The organism is Methylomonas montana, from assembly GCF_030490285.1.
Taxonomy (GTDB): domain Bacteria; phylum Pseudomonadota; class Gammaproteobacteria; order Methylococcales; family Methylomonadaceae; genus Methylomonas; species Methylomonas montana.
This window is the reverse complement of record NZ_CP129884.1, coordinates 2546319-2562292: the sequence shown is the minus strand read 5'-3', so window position 1 is coordinate 2562292 and position 15974 is coordinate 2546319. Positions and strand designations below refer to the sequence as shown.

At 50.2% G+C, this 15974-nt stretch carries 15 protein-coding genes; 5 read left to right on the top strand and 10 right to left on the bottom strand.

Features of this window, described 5'->3' with window-relative positions; all coding sequences use genetic code 11:
- Nucleotides 1-86: 86 nt before the first annotated feature.
- Together QZJ86_RS11850 and corA are read left to right on the top strand one after the other, a co-directional pair.
- Nucleotides 87-1487: a mannose-1-phosphate guanylyltransferase/mannose-6-phosphate isomerase gene (locus QZJ86_RS11850; protein WP_320415818.1), complete on the top strand. Its 1401-nt coding sequence runs from the start codon at nucleotides 87-89 to the stop codon at nucleotides 1485-1487.
- A 546-nt stretch (nucleotides 1488-2033) separates the two neighbouring features.
- A complete protein-coding gene (gene corA, locus QZJ86_RS11845; RefSeq protein WP_301670618.1) occupies nucleotides 2034-3311 on the top strand; it encodes a magnesium/cobalt transporter CorA in 1278 nt (425 codons plus the stop codon).
- Between the two features lie 196 nt (nucleotides 3312-3507).
- On the opposite strand, the gene QZJ86_RS11840 is transcribed toward corA, so the two are convergent.
- Nucleotides 3508-4755, bottom strand: coding sequence for an HlyC/CorC family transporter (locus QZJ86_RS11840; protein WP_301670617.1), 1248 nt, complete (start codon nucleotides 4753-4755; stop codon nucleotides 3508-3510).
- A 229-nt stretch (nucleotides 4756-4984) separates the two neighbouring features.
- On the opposite strand from QZJ86_RS11840, the gene QZJ86_RS11835 reads away from it, so the two are divergent.
- The 3 genes from QZJ86_RS11835 (at nucleotide 4985) to QZJ86_RS11825 (ending at nucleotide 8091) form a co-directional block, all read left to right on the top strand.
- Nucleotides 4985-6403, top strand: coding sequence for a sigma-54 dependent transcriptional regulator (locus tag QZJ86_RS11835; protein ID WP_301670616.1), 1419 nt, complete (start codon nucleotides 4985-4987; stop codon nucleotides 6401-6403).
- A 26-nt stretch (nucleotides 6404-6429) separates the two neighbouring features.
- Nucleotides 6430-7665, top strand: a complete 1236-nt coding sequence (locus tag QZJ86_RS11830; protein ID WP_301670615.1) for a M20 aminoacylase family protein — start codon at nucleotides 6430-6432, stop codon at nucleotides 7663-7665.
- A 213-nt stretch (nucleotides 7666-7878) separates the two neighbouring features.
- Entirely contained in the window at nucleotides 7879-8091 is a 213-nt protein-coding gene (locus QZJ86_RS11825; RefSeq protein WP_301670614.1) for a hypothetical protein, read from the top strand.
- A 281-nt stretch (nucleotides 8092-8372) separates the two neighbouring features.
- On the opposite strand, the gene gspD is transcribed toward QZJ86_RS11825, so the two are convergent.
- From gspD to gspG, 9 genes are read right to left on the bottom strand one after another with little or no spacing between them, the layout of a single operon-like run.
- Nucleotides 8373-10625, bottom strand: coding sequence for a type II secretion system secretin GspD (gene gspD / locus QZJ86_RS11820; protein ID WP_301670613.1), 2253 nt, complete (start codon nucleotides 10623-10625; stop codon nucleotides 8373-8375).
- Nucleotides 10615-11235, bottom strand: a complete 621-nt coding sequence (locus QZJ86_RS11815; RefSeq protein ID WP_301670612.1) for a hypothetical protein — start codon at nucleotides 11233-11235, stop codon at nucleotides 10615-10617. Before QZJ86_RS11815 ends, gspD begins: the two co-directional genes overlap by 11 nt.
- Entirely contained in the window at nucleotides 11232-11810 is a 579-nt protein-coding gene (gene gspM / locus QZJ86_RS11810) for a type II secretion system protein GspM (RefSeq protein WP_301670611.1), read from the bottom strand. The genes QZJ86_RS11815 and gspM overlap by 4 nt, the downstream gene beginning before the upstream one ends.
- On the bottom strand, nucleotides 11803-12978 hold the full coding sequence (locus QZJ86_RS11805; protein WP_301670610.1) for a PilN domain-containing protein: 1176 nt from the start codon (nucleotides 12976-12978) through the stop codon (nucleotides 11803-11805). The genes gspM and QZJ86_RS11805 overlap by 8 nt, the downstream gene beginning before the upstream one ends.
- Nucleotides 12956-13957, bottom strand: a complete 1002-nt coding sequence (locus QZJ86_RS11800; RefSeq protein WP_301938967.1) for a type II secretion system minor pseudopilin — start codon at nucleotides 13955-13957, stop codon at nucleotides 12956-12958. Before QZJ86_RS11800 ends, QZJ86_RS11805 begins: the two co-directional genes overlap by 23 nt.
- A complete protein-coding gene (locus tag QZJ86_RS11795) occupies nucleotides 13932-14636 on the bottom strand; it encodes a prepilin-type N-terminal cleavage/methylation domain-containing protein (RefSeq protein WP_301670609.1) in 705 nt (234 codons plus the stop codon). The genes QZJ86_RS11800 and QZJ86_RS11795 overlap by 26 nt, the downstream gene beginning before the upstream one ends.
- The gene (locus QZJ86_RS11790) at nucleotides 14636-15052 is read right to left on the bottom strand and encodes a type IV pilus modification PilV family protein (RefSeq protein WP_301670608.1); all 417 of its coding nucleotides are present in this window, start codon (nucleotides 15050-15052) and stop codon (nucleotides 14636-14638) included. The genes QZJ86_RS11795 and QZJ86_RS11790 overlap by 1 nt, the downstream gene beginning before the upstream one ends.
- A complete protein-coding gene (locus QZJ86_RS11785; RefSeq protein WP_301670607.1) occupies nucleotides 15039-15506 on the bottom strand; it encodes a GspH/FimT family pseudopilin in 468 nt (155 codons plus the stop codon). The genes QZJ86_RS11790 and QZJ86_RS11785 overlap by 14 nt, the downstream gene beginning before the upstream one ends.
- Nucleotides 15507-15932 (bottom strand): type II secretion system major pseudopilin GspG, encoded by a 426-nt coding sequence (gene gspG, locus QZJ86_RS11780; RefSeq protein WP_301670606.1) that lies wholly within the window; start codon nucleotides 15930-15932, stop codon nucleotides 15507-15509.
- Nucleotides 15933-15974: the final 42 nt, after the last annotated feature.

Here is a 15974-nt window from a genome sequence, read left to right as displayed (position 1 = left end):
GCGGTATTAAAAACTACTGTTTCACTACACCCTGATGTTAGACTAATTCAAACCCTTTTCATTTAGACCGTAAGGAAAACGACATTATGATTCCGGTAGTTTTATCAGGTGGTTCAGGAACCCGGCTGTGGCCTTTGTCGCGCGGCCAGTACCCCAAGCAATTTTTGCCTTTGGTATCCGGTAATACCATGTTGCAAGAGACGGTACTCAGGCTGGATGGCTTGGCCGGTTTGCAAGCGCCAATTGCGGTTTGCAATGAAGATCACCGTTTTATGCTGGCCGAACAAATGCGGGAAATCGGCGTTAGACCGGCTGCTATTATTCTGGAGCCGGTCGGCAAGAACACCGCACCGGCGGTCGCTATGGCTGCACTCAGCGCGGCTTCCGAGGAGGATGTGTTGTTGATATTGCCGGCCGATCATGTCGTTGGCAATCGTGAGGCGTTTCATCGGGCGGTGGTCCAGGCCGAACAACTGGCCAAGCAGGATTTAATGGTCACTTTTGGTATTGTCGCGACCGAGCCGGAAACCGGTTATGGATACATTAAACGCGGCGACACCCGTTATGGTGAAGCCTTCAAAGTGGCTGCCTTCGTTGAAAAGCCTGATTTGCAGACCGCGCAGGGCTATTTGGAGAGCGGCGAATATTTCTGGAACAGCGGTATGTTTGCCTTCAAAGCCGGTTGTTTCTTGCGTGAATTGGAAAAGTTCAACCCGGAAATGCTGGCAGTTTGTAAGGCGGCATTGCGAGCGGCGAAGCCCGATTTGGATTTCGTGCGTTTGGATAAAACCATTTTTTCGACTTGCCCGTCCGATTCCATCGACTATGCCGTGATGGAAAAAACCGACAAGGCGGTGGTGATTCCATTGGATGCCGAATGGAACGACGTCGGTTCTTGGTCGGCATTGTGGGATGTGACCGCAAAAGACGATGCCGGTAATGCGATCAAGGGCGATGTATTGACGGTCGATACCCGCGATTCTTACATTCATTCCGGCAATAAACTGGTGGCGGTAATCGGCGTCGATAATTTGGTGGTGGTCGAAACCGACGATGCGGTGATGATCGCCGCCAAAGACAGGGTGCAAGACGTCAAGGAAGTGGTCGATCAACTGAAAAAGCTGAAGCGTAGCGAAGCCAATGTGCATCGCAAAGTCTATCGGCCTTGGGGACACTACGATCTGGTCGATAGTGGCGATCGTCATCAAACCAAGCGTATCGTCGTAAAACCGGGCGCAAAGTTGTCGGTACAAAAACATCATCACCGTGCCGAACATTGGGTGGTAGTGAAGGGGACGGCATGGGTGGAAAAAAACGGCGATAAAATCCTGGTGTCCGAAAATGAATCGATTTATATCCCCTTGGGCGTGATTCATAGTCTCGAAAACCCCGGTGTGATTCCCTTGGAAATGGTGGAAGTGCAATCGGGGAGTTATCTTGGCGAAGATGATATTGTGCGCTACGAAGATCAATACGGCCGTATTTAAACCCAAATTTCTCACCTGTAGCCGCCGCCGTGCGGCCAACTTTGAAGATCCTCCGCTGCGAAACCTTGGAAACGAAGCGCTAGCGAGTGAAGGTTGAGTAGTCCCTGGAAGCCGCAGCGCCGGGCGGTTTTTCGACTAGAAAAACTGCAAGGCATCGCGAAACGGCGTGGAGTCATGCGAGAGCCAAGGCTATGATCCCCTGGTTGGGTCAAAGCCGAGGTGACGCGGACGGCCAGGGCCGCCGAAGGCAATCACCGTGACAGTGTAGGCGCGATTATTCACTCAGGGATGATGAATAATCTTTACCGCCGGAAGCCGTCACTCGCCTGAATCATCTGTTTACCGGTGCTGCTAAGCAGATGATTTTTTCATGATTCTTGTCGTTGATGTGTCATCAAAATTAACTACTTAGCGTTAAATTAACCCAGGGTCGTTGGTTGGTGAAGATTGACGGCGGGTTTTTTATCTGCGTTTTGGTTTAAAGTTAGCCGTTTTAATACCGCTGAATCATAAATTTTGGCGTCTGCTTTAGTCCGGAGTTGCTTCTTGTCGCTACAAACAGTCAACGATCTATTAAAAAAACATAAGCTCGTCGAAGGCATGCTGCACAATCAGCCCATGCCGCGCCGTAAGCTGATTACTGCGTTGGTGCAGAAGCAGCATATGGTGGAATTGCGTAGCTTGTTGGCGCGGCTGAGTGCTATCGAAATCGGCCAAATTTTACATGCGCTGGAGCTGGAAGATGCGCGTTTGGTGTGGGAGCAGATCGAGGAGCCGCGACAGGACGATGTGCTTTGGGAGCTTTCCGATACGCTACGCGAACAACTGGTCGGCGACCGCGAACCGCACTGTGGTGTGGGGCAAATGAGCGCTTTTGAGTTGGTCGAGGGACGTTTGTCGAAAGTGGCGATTACTTGCCGCCACGATTTGTATGCGATCAAACCGATCTGGATTGATTTATTGGCACCCAGCAAAGCTCAACGAATGTTAATCGGCCAACATTATGGCTTGGAATTGCCAGATCCCCTTGATCTGACCGATTTGGAAGCCAGTGCCCGGTTTTATGTCGAGGAGCAGCACGAAATTCATATTCATTCGGATTTTTTACTGGATCGCGAAGGCAAATCCCGCAGCGTGCCGGTCGCGTTCGTATTGCGTGGCGATATGTTGTTCTCGGTGCGTAGCGAAGAATTGCCAGTGTTTAGGTTGCAACGTTTGCGAGCCCGCACCCAGCCCGGCTTCGTATCGGATTGCAAGGATATGTTGCTCGATCTATACGGCGCGGAAGCGGAATATTCTGCCGATGCGCTGGAAAATATTTACGAGCAGTTGGAAACCGTCAGCAAAAAAGTATTAAGCCAGGACATTAGCGATGAAGAAGCCGCGGATATCCTGACCGATATTGCCGAAGAGGAGGATTTGAACGGCCGGATTCGCCGGAATATGCTGGATACTCAGCGCGCCGTGTCTTTTCTGATTCGCCGCAAATTGCTCAATACCACGCAACTGGAAGACGCACAGCAAATTCTTCGGGACATCGAATCGCTTAACAGCCATACGGCGTTTCTATTCGATAAAATTAACTTTTTGATGGACGCTACGGTCGGTTTTATCAATATTAACCAGAATAAAGTCATCAAGATTTTTTCGGTAGCGTCGGTAGCGATGCTGCCGCCCACCTTGATAGCCAGTATTTATGGAATGAATTTTGATTACATGCCTGAATTGCAATGGATGTTGGGTTATCCGTTTGCGCTGGGGCTGATGACTGTTTCGGTATTGCTGCCTTTTATATTTTTCAAGCGCAAAGGCTGGTTGCGATGAGTGGCCGACGTTATTGAGAAAGGTTAAACACAAGCTGCGACAATATGCCACATTTTAATTTGCAATTTCTGCAACTATTATTAGCCTAACTTTTTCGTTTGGAAAGACAGCTAAAAGTTGCGTTATATTTCTTCCTATTGCTTTTAAGGTGGTTATTGAAAAATAACCGCCTTTTTTTTGGCCAAAATATAGCGTGCTAACGTTTGGGATTGAATTTAACCAGCTTGATAGTGTTTTCATCGCGCTTGATGATTTCCATTACATGGCCATGTAGTTTGACGCTAGTACCCGGTTCGGGAATGGTTTCCATGTATTCGATAATCAAACCGTTCAAGGTTTTCGGACCTTCGGTGGGTAGCTCCCATTGCGTGACGCGATTAAGTTCGCGGATGGTGACGCTAGCATCGACCAAATAACTGCCATCTTTTTGCATCTTGATATCCGGTTCTTCTAAAATTAATTCACCGACAATTTCTTGCAATAAGTCATCAAGGGTCACCAAGCCCAGCACATCGCCATATTCATCGACTACCAGACCAGTACGCAATTTTTCCGCCTTAAAGATTTGCATTTGTTTGTGTATAGAGGTGCTGGCGGGAATGAAAAAAGGCTTGGATAAGCTGTTGGTGATGCTGTGTTTGTCGAAATCCGGGTCACTGATTTGCGACAAAATAGTCCTTAAATGTAAAAAGCCGATAACCCGATCGATATTTTTTTTATAAACCGGCAAACGGGTATGTGGACTATTTTGCAGTTGTTTGACAATGTCTTCGATCGAATCTTCCAGATCGATGCCAATAATATCGTTGCGGTGCGTCATGATGTCGGCCACGCTGGCGGATTCCAAGTCCAGAATACTCAATAGCATGTTTTGGTAACGTGCCGGCATCAGGTGATTGGCTTCGGAAACGATGCTTTTTAATTCATCCTTGTTGAGCGAGTCGATGGTTCGATGACTGGTGCCATTAATACCGAAAATTCGTAATAACAGACTAGATATAATATTAATAGCCCATACTACTGGATAAAAGATTTTCAATAACGGGATGTAAACCCAGGAAGACAGAAAAGCCAAAAATTCGGGTCTGAGTGCGCCCAAGGTTTTCGGGGTTACTTCGGAAAATATCAGCATGCCGATCGTCAGCAAGGCAATGGCGGGAGCAATGGCGTTGTCTCCGCCGATTCGGATCGCAATCAGCGTTGTTAAAGAAGAGGCAAGAATATTGACAAAATTGTTGCCAAGCAGGATCAGGCCGATTAGCCGATCCGGTTTTTTTAACAGTTTTAGGGTTTTAATCGCACCTTTGTGATTTTTTTTGACCAGATGCTGCAACCGATAACGGTTCAATGTCATCAAGGCGGTTTCAGAACCGGAAAAAAATGCGGAGATGATCAGCAAGGCTGCCAATATACCGAACAGTATATTTAGGGAAATATCATTCAAAGCAAAAGTGCTCTTGATTGTTGAACATCCGGCTAGTGTCTATGCTGCGGAAATTTTGTCAAGCTACAAAATGCGGTTTACAAAGATGCCATGGATGTAAACGACATGAACTAGACTATGCAATAGTTTGAAATGAATGCATTTTGACAACACCGGGAATCGATGCTTAACTTAAAAAAAATCAGCAAGACCCTTCCGACTTAAATCGTAGTTTGCAGAGAATATATACATGGCTTTGCCAGAAATTTTGCTCATCGACGACACTACCCGCCGTACTCAACAGGTGGAAATCGTGCTCCAGTTTTTAGAATATAGTGTCATAACCGTTACCAGTCAGGATTGGGAGCCGGTATTGCGCGAGCATGATGGGTTCGATGCGGTATTTGTCGGTGGCGGCGGCGAAAAGCAAGCGAGCCTGATCAAAACAGTCACAGAAACAGCCGGCGATATTCCGGTGGTTTTGTTGGTGGAAAGCGGCGGAGCGCAAGTCGTTAGCGCCATTCAACAAATGGTCAGTAAGATTCTGGAATGGCCAACGGTATACTCGCAATTGATCGAAGTCCTTGAAGGCTTGCCGCAGCCTATTCAGCCTACGAAAAAAGTGCAGCCTGACAAAGGCTTGGCCGGTAAAAGTAAAGCTATTCAAAAAACCCGCGACCTGATCGATCAGGTGGCCAAATCCGATGCGACGGTGTTGATCCTGGGCGAATCTGGGACCGGTAAGGAAGTCGTGGCCCAAGCCTTGCACCGAGCGTCGTCGCGTAGAGCCAAACCCTTTGTCCCTGTCAATTGCGGCGCGATTCCGGGCGAACTATTAGAAAGCGAATTATTCGGTCATGAGAAAGGTGCATTTACTGGGGCATTGACTTCGCGGCAAGGCCGTTTCGAAATGGCCGAAGGTGGCACCTTGTTTCTGGATGAAATCGGCGACATGCCGATGCCGATGCAAGTCAAATTGTTGAGGGTATTGCAGGAGCGCACCTTCGAGCGTGTCGGCAGCAATAAAACCATCCAGTGCGATGTCAGGATCATTGCGGCGACGCATCGCCATCTGGAACAAGAAATCGCCGAAAAACGCTTTCGGGAAGATTTGTATTACCGTCTCAATGTGTTTCCGATCGAAGTACCGGCCCTGCGCGATAGAGCCGAGGATATCCCTTATCTGATCAACGATTTAATCAGCAGAATGGAAGCCGCCAATCGCGGTTCGGTCAGTTTGACATCTCGGGCTATTGCCGTGTTGATGCAACATCATTGGCCGGGCAACGTCCGGGAATTGTCCAATTTAATTGAGCGTTTAGCGATCATAAGCCCTGAGGCTAGTGTCGATGCCGCCGACCTGCCGGAAAAATTTCAGGCATATGAAGTGCCTGAAGGAGTTCAGATTGTGTTGCCGGAGCAGGATAACGATATTGTCCGCCCCGCCGAGCGTGAAGCGTTGGCAAAACCGATCCCAGGGACCACAAATACCGCCGTGCAATTGCCGGAGCAAGGTATCGATTTGAAAGAATATCTGACCGATCTGGAAAACGAGTTGATTCGCCAGGCATTGGAAGAATGTAACGGTGTCGTCGCCCACGCGGCCAAACTATTGAACATGCGAAGAACCACGCTGGTGGAAAAACTGCGCAAAGTCGACGTGGCTTAGTCCCGCTGTTACCGATGTCAGCAAAAATGACCAAACAATATACAGACTCGGCAGATGCAGGATTACAAAAGGCCAATTTAATACCGGAGATTGTTGACAATATTGCCGGTATCCGCGAATTGCGCCGCGATATCCACGCCCACCCGGAATTATGTTTCCAGGAAGTGCGTACCGCCGACTTGGTCGCGGCAAAATTGAGCGAATGGGGAATCCCCGTCCATCGCGGCTTGGGCAAAACGGGTGTGGTCGGGATTATAAAAGCCGGCAGTTCCGATCAGGCCATAGGCTTACGCGCTGATATGGATGCGTTGCCGATGCATGAACAAAACAGCTTTGTATATGCCTCCCGTTATCCTGGCAAAATGCACGGTTGCGGTCACGATGGTCATACCGCTATGTTATTGGCGGCTGCGCAATATCTGGCAACGCGGTGTCATTTTGACGGCACGGTATATCTGATTTTCCAACCGGCAGAGGAGGGCGGTGGCGGTGGCGATGCGATGATTAAGGACGGCCTGTTCGAACGGTTTCCAATGCAGGCGGTTTACGGCATGCACAACTGGCCTGAATTAGCTGTCGGACAATTTGCAGTCAGTCCAGGGCCGGTTATGGCTTCTCTAAATACCTTTCGTATTGAAATTCGCGGCAAAGGCTGTCATGCCGCTATGCCTCATTTGGGCTTGGACCCAGTGCCGGTCGCGGCACAAATGATCATGGCGTTTCAGACTATCTTGACCCGCAATGCCAACCCGCTGGATGCCGGGTTGATTTCAGTGACCATGTTGCATGTCGGCGAGGCGACCAATATCATCGCCGATAAATGCGAATTAGCCGGTACGGTGCGCACCTTTTCTGAGGAATTATTGAATTTGATCGAAACCCGGATGAGTGACATTGCTCGGCATATGTGTTCGGCACACGGCATGGAGTGCGAGTTCGAATTCACCCGTAGCTATCCAGCCACGATTAATCACCGTCAGCCAGTTGAGTTATCGCGGCGCGTGATGGCCACCATCGTCGGCGATCAACAGGTTCTGGACCAACAGCCAACCATGGGCGCGGAAGATTTTGCTTTTATGTTGCAAGCAGTGCCTGGTAGTTATTGTTTCATCGGCAACGGTTCTGGCGACCATCGTAATGCAGGTCACGGTGCGGGGCCTTGTACACTGCACAATACTAGCTATGACTTTAACGACGATATTTTGCCGCTGGGAGCCACGTATTGGGTGAGATTGGTGGAAGAAAGTTTAGCTACCCAATAGGATTAGTCTGATTTTGCTACGAAATATCGTGCCGAAGTACGAAATAGACGACAAATTCGACAGTTGGCGTGACAAAATTGACAGGGCCAGATGGATATTTGACAAAAATCGACGCCCTGTTTTTATTAATCAATTGATTTTTAAGAAAAAAACTTGGCTGGTGTGACTTATGCTGGATTATTATTGAATTTAACCAGTAAAAAGGTGAGCGTCATGGAAACAAGTTTTAATGAAGTCAAACAACTCGGCTATGCGCGGACCCTGTTTATCGAAACGCTGAGCCAACAGTTTATTGCGATGACCGGATGCGGAGTGTATGTTTATCTCAACCCGGTCGATCTCAACGGTTTGTTCAACCAATTTTTAAGCGACAGCATGTCCGTCGATACCTTTGCCAGACAATGTGTCAAAAATGTGTTGGAATAATTCTATTCCTGGCGGATGTTTCGCTAGGCCAACACACTCACAGTGTACTCTTGACGGATTACCGTACATCGTTAACCCTTTAACTTAAGGGAAACTCTAAGAATTCCCTTAACCGGTTTTGGTCCGCGGGGTGGGGGCCCTGAACAGTGTCGGGGATAGCTTTGTAGGGTGCGGCTGAACGGATTCAGGGCTTCTCGATAAAACCAGCCGCTATGAAAGGGCTGGTTTTTTATTGCCTAAAGCTGAACTGGCGGCCACTGAAAACCGGTTTCGGTACAATGCTATTGGACGGCTTCGACTTCAATCTGAGTGGGCTCTCGGTAGATACCGGATAATTTGCGTTTGAATTCTACTGTAATATCTTGAGCATCTTGGCGGCTTTTCATCACGCGGGGAGTAAGCAAGACAACTAATTCAGTTTTGTCCTTGTTTCTTGTCGTGCCGCCGAAAAGTGGTCCGATTAAAGGGATCTCATGCAATAAAGGTACGCCGTCGCGCAGATAATCGTTATTTTCCTTGATTAATCCACCGAGCACGATGGTTTCGCCACTTTGCACGGCAACACTGCTTTCAATCTCTCTTTTTTGAATGGTCGGCGAATCGATGGTATCGCTAGTGGTTGTCTTGATTGCCTGATTGACGCTTTGCAATATATCCATTAATACCAGTCCGCCGGCATTGACTCTGGGTCTGACTGATAAATTTACACCGGTATCGATCATTTGAATCGAGCTAGTCTGCACGATGCCATTATTGGCGGTACTACTACTCAAGTTGCTGGAAACCGATGAGCGAATCGGCACGGAATCACCGACTTTGATGGTCGCTTCCTGATTGTTTAAGACCATTAACGAGGGCGATGAGATGACATTGACATTGTTATTTTTAGCGCTGGCGTTCAACACCGCTTGAATGTCCTTTGAACCGCTGGAAAACGCATAGGAAAAACCGCCGGTTGAAAAAGTTTTTGCAGCTTCGTTTGTCAAACTAATTAAATCTATACCCTGGTTTGAACCGCCATTTATGTGATTAACTCCGCCATTATTATGGCTGAAATACCACTGCAGACCGTATTTCAAATCGTCGTTCAGGGTGACCTCCACAATTGTCGCATCGATCATGACTTGCAATGGCAGTACATCAAGTTGCTTTAATACACGTTCAATCACCGCATATTCCTGAGCGGTGGCCACGATGATCAAAGCATTATTGCCTTCGTCGGCGATGATTTTGACATTGGGCATATCGTTGCTGTTACTACCGCCCGTGCCGCCGCTCAGACTACCACCGGTGGATCCGCTGCCACGGTTGCTGTTTCTATCCTGGGTTCTATCGCTAAGTGTTCTATCGCTAGCCGAATCCTGTTTGGTAGTGCTGCCAGTGCTGTCGGATTTTTTATTAGTGGCCGACATGGATTTGCGGCCTGAGGCGATAGAAGCTTTGCTGCTTTTTCCAGAACCGCCGCTACCGAAGATATTGCTCAAGGTATCGGCCAGGTCCGACGCGTTGACATGCTGAGCCCGATACACGTTAACGCCGCCGGCCGCGGCGGTATTGATACGGTCCAGTCGCAATACCCAGTTTTCGATGTCTTTCAAATAGTTAGCCTGGTGGGTGATGGCTAACACCGCATTGAGTCTTTCTATTTCGATAAAGCGGAAAAAACTGGCTTCGTCTTCCTTGGATTTTTTGGTGTTAAAAATTTGTTCCAATTCTTCTATGATTTTGCCGGCGCTGACATTGGCTGGGGTAAACAGCGCAAACGAACGGCCTTTCAGAATATCGACGTCGAAGGTGTTGACGACATCCAGTGCCCGAGAAATTTCGGCACCGGAACCGGCGATCAGCAGCAGGTTTCTGGTCGGATCGACATGCAGCAAGGCTTTTTCCGGCAACAGCGGTTTCAATATTTCCGACAGTTCCGACGCGGCGACGTTTTTGACCGGAATCACTCTGACTTGATAGCCGTTGGGCATTCTGGAACCGGACAGCGAGCTGATTGAGCTACTGTATAAAGCCTCGTTGGACGGTTTGATCAAATACATGCCGGCTTGCTCGGTTAGCGCGGCATTGTTCAGATTCAACAGCATCTCCAGCGTCGGGATCAGTTCCTCCTTGCTCAAGGGTTTGGAGGTTTGCAAGGTCACTTTGCCGACCACTTGCGGGCTGATGGAGTAGTTCCTGCCGAGGATGTCGCTGAGTATGACTTTAGCGACCTCGCCTAGATCGGCGTCGTCGAAATTCAGGCTGTATTCGCCCTTGCCGCTGCTTTTACCGCCACCGCCACCGGCATGGCTGGCTTGCGGCGTGATGCTGGCTTCACCGCTGGGGAACAGCTCTACTTTGGTCGCTCTATTCTCGGCGCCTTTATTGGCATTGTTGGCCAGTTCCGGAATCAATAACGCTTCTTCTTGGGCGGGCTTGTTTTCGGCAATGGCGAGTTTTTGATGCAATTGCGGACCGATAAATTCGCAGCCGGTCATGGACAGTGCCAACGCCAACATAGGAGGAATGTTGATTTTTTTATTTGTCATTGATGTTCTCGGGATTTTCATCTGGTGCTTGTTCAATAGGTTTGGCGACCGGAGTGGGCAGCGGCGGTCTGGGTGGCACCGTAGGTTTGCCAGGCAACGGCGGCTTGGTTTGCGCGCGCGGTTTTCTTAAGACGACGGATTTTTCCTGGCCGGCTTGCTGAAGTAGTACGTGATCGGCGTGTATTTGTTTGAGCAGCCAACCCGAGATGTTTTGTTCTGCGCCGATTTTCAAAAACTTCTTGGCCTCGTTGCGTTTTCTAAACAAGGCTGTCGGCTGTTTATCTTTGTTATAAACGCCGATTAAATCCCAGTCGTCGATTTGTCCGATATCCTGGTTTTGGGCGATTTCGGTAGGATTGGTTTCGGCCATCGGTCTTCTGCCTTCTATGAACACCGGCCGATCGACGATCTCGCTGTAACTTTCCGCGGAACCTTTACTGTTATCGGCGATGTTGGGCAGTTCCTCAGCCTGAAAACTGGATTGCTCGCGTGGTTCCAGCAGGGTTTGCAACTGGCGGGCGGCAAATTGGCTATAAGCCCATTCCGTTAGCAAGGTCAAACTCAGCAAGGCGCTGCCTAATAATTGTAATTTGATCAATTTTTGGTTCATGACGATTTAGCCCGCATAAAACTGATCACTTCAAAGCTGACATTGAGTTGGGCGCTGGGATCCATTTTGTTGGTGCTGCGGTTGCGCGCACCACGCACCGGCGAAATATCCAATTGATCGACCAGCAGCAGGGGCACATTGGTATCCAGGCTGTGCAACACCGTTCGCAACGATTCGATGCTGCCGCTCATCCGCACTTTTACCGCAATGCGCACGAAATCGTTTTCGGTCCTGCCCGGCATGCCTTGCGTGCTGGTGAGTTGGCCACCGGCCTCGGTGACAGCGGTTTTGATAATGTTTTGCAACTCGGCGGAAGCCAGCGCTTCGGTGTCGCTATTACTCAGATAGCCTTGCTGCTGATATTGCTGATGCAACAATTCCAGATTTTGGGCGACGCTGTCGCGACGCGCGGCTATGGTTTGTTGACGTTGCAAACGAAATAGCAGATCGTCTTTTTGCTCGCGATAATCCAGCCAGTTAGTCACCAAAGGCAGCAACACCGACAAGATGATGGCCGATACCACAAGCAGCAATAGCGCCAGTGCCGCCCAGCGTTGATAGCGAGCATCATTCATGAGTGGCGTCTCCGCTATTGGCTGGCGAGGCTGGCGCCGCTTCGTCGGTGGGTAGCGTTTCTGTCGCGGAATCCGGCGCTGGCGCCGGCACACTGACATCCATGCTGATTTGAAAACGCTCCCGGCCGGTCGCTTTGTCTTGAGTTAACGGTGAGACGAAACTGACATTGCTGAAAAAACCGGAGCCTTCCAGTAAACCGATTAACGATGATGCCGCCGGCGATTGACCCTGGATTTGCAGGCGCTTTTCCGTATATTGAAAGTGAGTCAGCCAGGTATCGTCCTTCAGCATGCTGCTCAGTTCGTTCAATACGGCGACCAGCGAAGGGGATTGGGTTTTGATGTCGATCAAACGTTGGGTTTGTTGGCGTAGCGCATCGATTTCATGTTGCTGCTCGTCGATGACGCGGGTTTCTTTTTCCAGGGTTTTGATTTGGTTCTTTAAAGTTTCGACCGCTTGGCCTTCCTGCCAAACCGGCCAAACCAACACTGCCAGCAACAATATCAACAGCAGGCCATTGAGCAGCCAGTGGGTCGCTTGGGCCAGTTTATTGCCGTTCGGGCGATAACGTGCCGGAAGCAGATTGTAACTGGGCGTGGCGGATGGGTAGTCGGAGCTAGCTTGCCGATAATCCACGCGAACCGGTTGGACGCCAAGACCGTGCAGTTTGGTCAATTGCTCGTCGAGCTGCGCCTTGGGGGTAAATACCAACAGCACCTCGATTTGGCCATGCTCGGTTTTGCCTAGCGGCACGGCGGCAAAATACACCTGTTCGGTTTTGAACGGCGTATAGCGATCCAATTCAAAGCCGACGACTTGCTGCAGGTTTTCCTGGGCGGCGGCCGGCAAATAGACGATCTTTTTTAAGGCTTGAGTATCGCTGAGTCGCAACAAGCACTCGGCTTTTTCAAAGTCGGGGTTTTGCGCTTTCAGGAGTTGATAACTATCCGGCATCTTACTGTCCAAACGCCAGGATTTTGAGGCTTGCAGTTCGGTTGGACCATGAAAATGAACGTCAAAATCGGAGCCGGCGGCGGTGAATATCAAAATGCCGCTACGGTCGCTGAGCAGGGTTTTCAGGCGATTCGGTACCAAAAATGCTAGTTCTCGGCCCCACCATTGGAAGAAGCGTTTCAGATCGAAATCAATGGTCGTTTGTAAATTCATCTTGAACGGTAATTAACTGGGATGCCTTTGCGGGGTCGAATAACGACAACACCTGCTGACTTTGCTTCCAATCCAGGATTTGATAGGGCGGTTGATTGGGATCTTGATTCTGGATTTTTAACACGACCTCAAGCGCGGCGGTTGCCTGATCTTCCAGCAGGGTTTCTACGATAATAGTATACGTTTGATTTTGATCCGCCAATGCCGCATCGGTTTGATCGCCTTCAACATCGCCGCTGGCGTCTGTCCCAGCCAAGCGTTTTTCCAAGTATACATCATGAATATTCTGTCCCTTGAGCTGATCGCCCACCATCTGTAACAACTCCGGCGCGGCCAGCCGCAAATTCAGTTCGGATTGTCCGGAATACACGGTAATCCAGGGCTGTATGCGCTCGAAGATCTCGGCGTTAAATCCCTGCACCAATTGCAGTTCTTCCAGCGATTGGAAAGGCTGGTTACTAGGTTGATACGCTAATCCGGCCTGCCGATACTGCTTGTTTTCGGCACCTTGTGGGCGTGGTTCATCGTCGGCGTCGCGCCAGTCGAGCAGGGCATCCAGCAATTGTTGCTGCTGTTTACTGTCGTCGGTCGCCCCATTGATGACCGCCCGCAGCATGGGTTCTTCGGCGGCATTAATATCCACCTTGCCGGATTCGGCGAGGATTCTGACCCGAATCTCGCTATCGCTACGCGGTATTCGGTACACACTGCCATCGGGTTGCCAGCGTTGCTCGGTGTCGGGATGTTGCAACATAAATTGGGCGATACCCAGCCCGGTCTCGGCTAATGCCAGTGCCTGGGCATTGTTTTTTAATGCACTGGCGACGCTGCTTTCGCGGCGCATGCTCAGCGCAAAGCTGCCGGCCATCAGGCTTAGCAGGGTTAAAATCCAAATCACGATCACCAACGCCATACCGCGTTGCTGAAAATGAGTCGGAGTATTGAAACGCATGCTAGCGCTTTTCGGCGCCGGGCGCATATCGCTCACTGATAACATCTCCGCTATTCAATTGGCTTGTTATTTTTAGCGGAAATATCATATCCGGCCAGAAACTACCGTCTTCCAGCGTGATGCCGATTTTGACCAACTTGGGCAACTGGCCGGCATCTTGCCAGGTGTCTTGCCAGCCGCTATCGCCTTCGTTGCCGCCGCCGGCAGAGCCAAAGTAACTGATTTTGAAATGTTGCAGGTGTTCCAACAGTACGACTGGTTCGGCATCGGACGCGGCCGATTCGATTTGTTGATAAGGCGTCAGGGCCACCTTAAGTACCGATGGCTGTTTGGGATCGAGTCCGACATGAAATACCTGTAAGCCCTTGCGCGCCGAAGCCGCCGGTAGCGCGGAGACGAAGACGATATTTTCCGGTGAACCTTGGAACGCCAATTTTGGCGGTTCTTGAGCATCCTGCAGCTGATTGTCCAGCTGTTGGCCGTCCGAATGCGCCGGTAGCGGTTTGGCGTTGGCCAAATGCCGTTTAAAAAATTGATAAACCACGGCTTTTTTGTTGACCTGGCTAATTTTGGCTTCGCCGCTGTTCCAGCTTTCGGCGGCAATCCGCAAGCTGGCAAACAGCAGTACCACCATAATGCCCAGCAAACTGATGGCGATCAGCATTTCGATCAGCGTAAATCCTTTTCCAGACGAGCGGTTCAGCACTATCCTTGGCCTTGTTGCAGTTTTAAGGTATTCAATTCCACTGTGCGTGCCTGGTCGTCTTCGCCCCAACTGACGCGCACTCGCACCGACATCAGTTCCGGTTTAGGCTCTTGCTGGTCAGAGTCGTCGTCTTTCAGGCTATGCCGGGTTGGAGCGGGCGTGGAGGGGCTGACCACGACTTGCCAATCGTATTTGTCACCTTCCGTACCCGAGCTTTCGCCAGCTTCCAGCGCGGTTTCCACGCCGGTGCGGGCCATCAGCGATTCGGCAATTTGCACCGCGATAGTGTATTCCTCGGATATGACGGCATTGTTAACGCCGGTGCCGAAGATACGCAGCAGCACGGTCAACGCAATGGCCATGATCGAAAAGGCCACCAATATTTCCAGCAGTGAGAAGCCCTTATGCCGCTGCATCGGAAATACTGACTTCGCCAGTGATCCAGTTGATGTCGATACGGCGCAACTGATTGCCCCATTCCAGTGTGATACGGCCGCCGGTAGACGAACCGTCGCCGAAGAAGCGGATACTGCCTTGCTCGCCTTCGGAAAATTCTTCCTCAGCGATCACCAGCGAGACATCAATGTCTTCCGAGAATGGATAAGTCTTGTCGCGGTTGCTGATCGAATAGCTATTGTCTTGTAGATCGATTGCCACGCTGACCGGTTTTTGAGTCATCAGGGCTTGGCCGTGGGCGTACCTCAAGGCCGAGGCAATATCCCTGGCCACGGCTTGCAGTTTGGTGCTGCGGTTGCCGGAACCGATATTGCTGCCCAGTACCGCAAAGCCCAGCACGCTGATCAACAACACGATAATCAGCTCGATCAGCGTGAAGCCTTGGACACGTTTGTGGGCGGGCAGGGCGGTCATTTATTCCCAGCTATTGATGTCCTGATCTTCACCTTCGCCGCCTTCTTTTTCATCGGCGCCGAAACTGTATAAATCGAACTTGCCGTGCTGGCCAGGGAAGACATAGTGATAATCTTGATTCCAAGGATCTTGCGGAATTTTATCCTTGCGTAGGTAAGGACCGTTCCAGCGCTTGGCGTCGGCAGGCCTTTCCACCAGCGCCGCCAAACCTTGTTGGCTGGTGGGATAACGGCCTTCGTCGAGTTTGTACATATCCAATGCCGCCGCCAAATCTTCGATTTGCACCTTGGTGGCCTTGGTTTTGGAAGCGCCCATATGTTTCATGACCTGCGGACCGACAATACCGGCCAGCATGGCGATAATGCCTAACACCACCAACAGTTCCAGCAAGGTAAAACCGCCGTGGCGGCGTAACATTTGTCTCATTTGAAAAACTCCTTCTATTAAAAATGGATGGTAGGGGCGAAT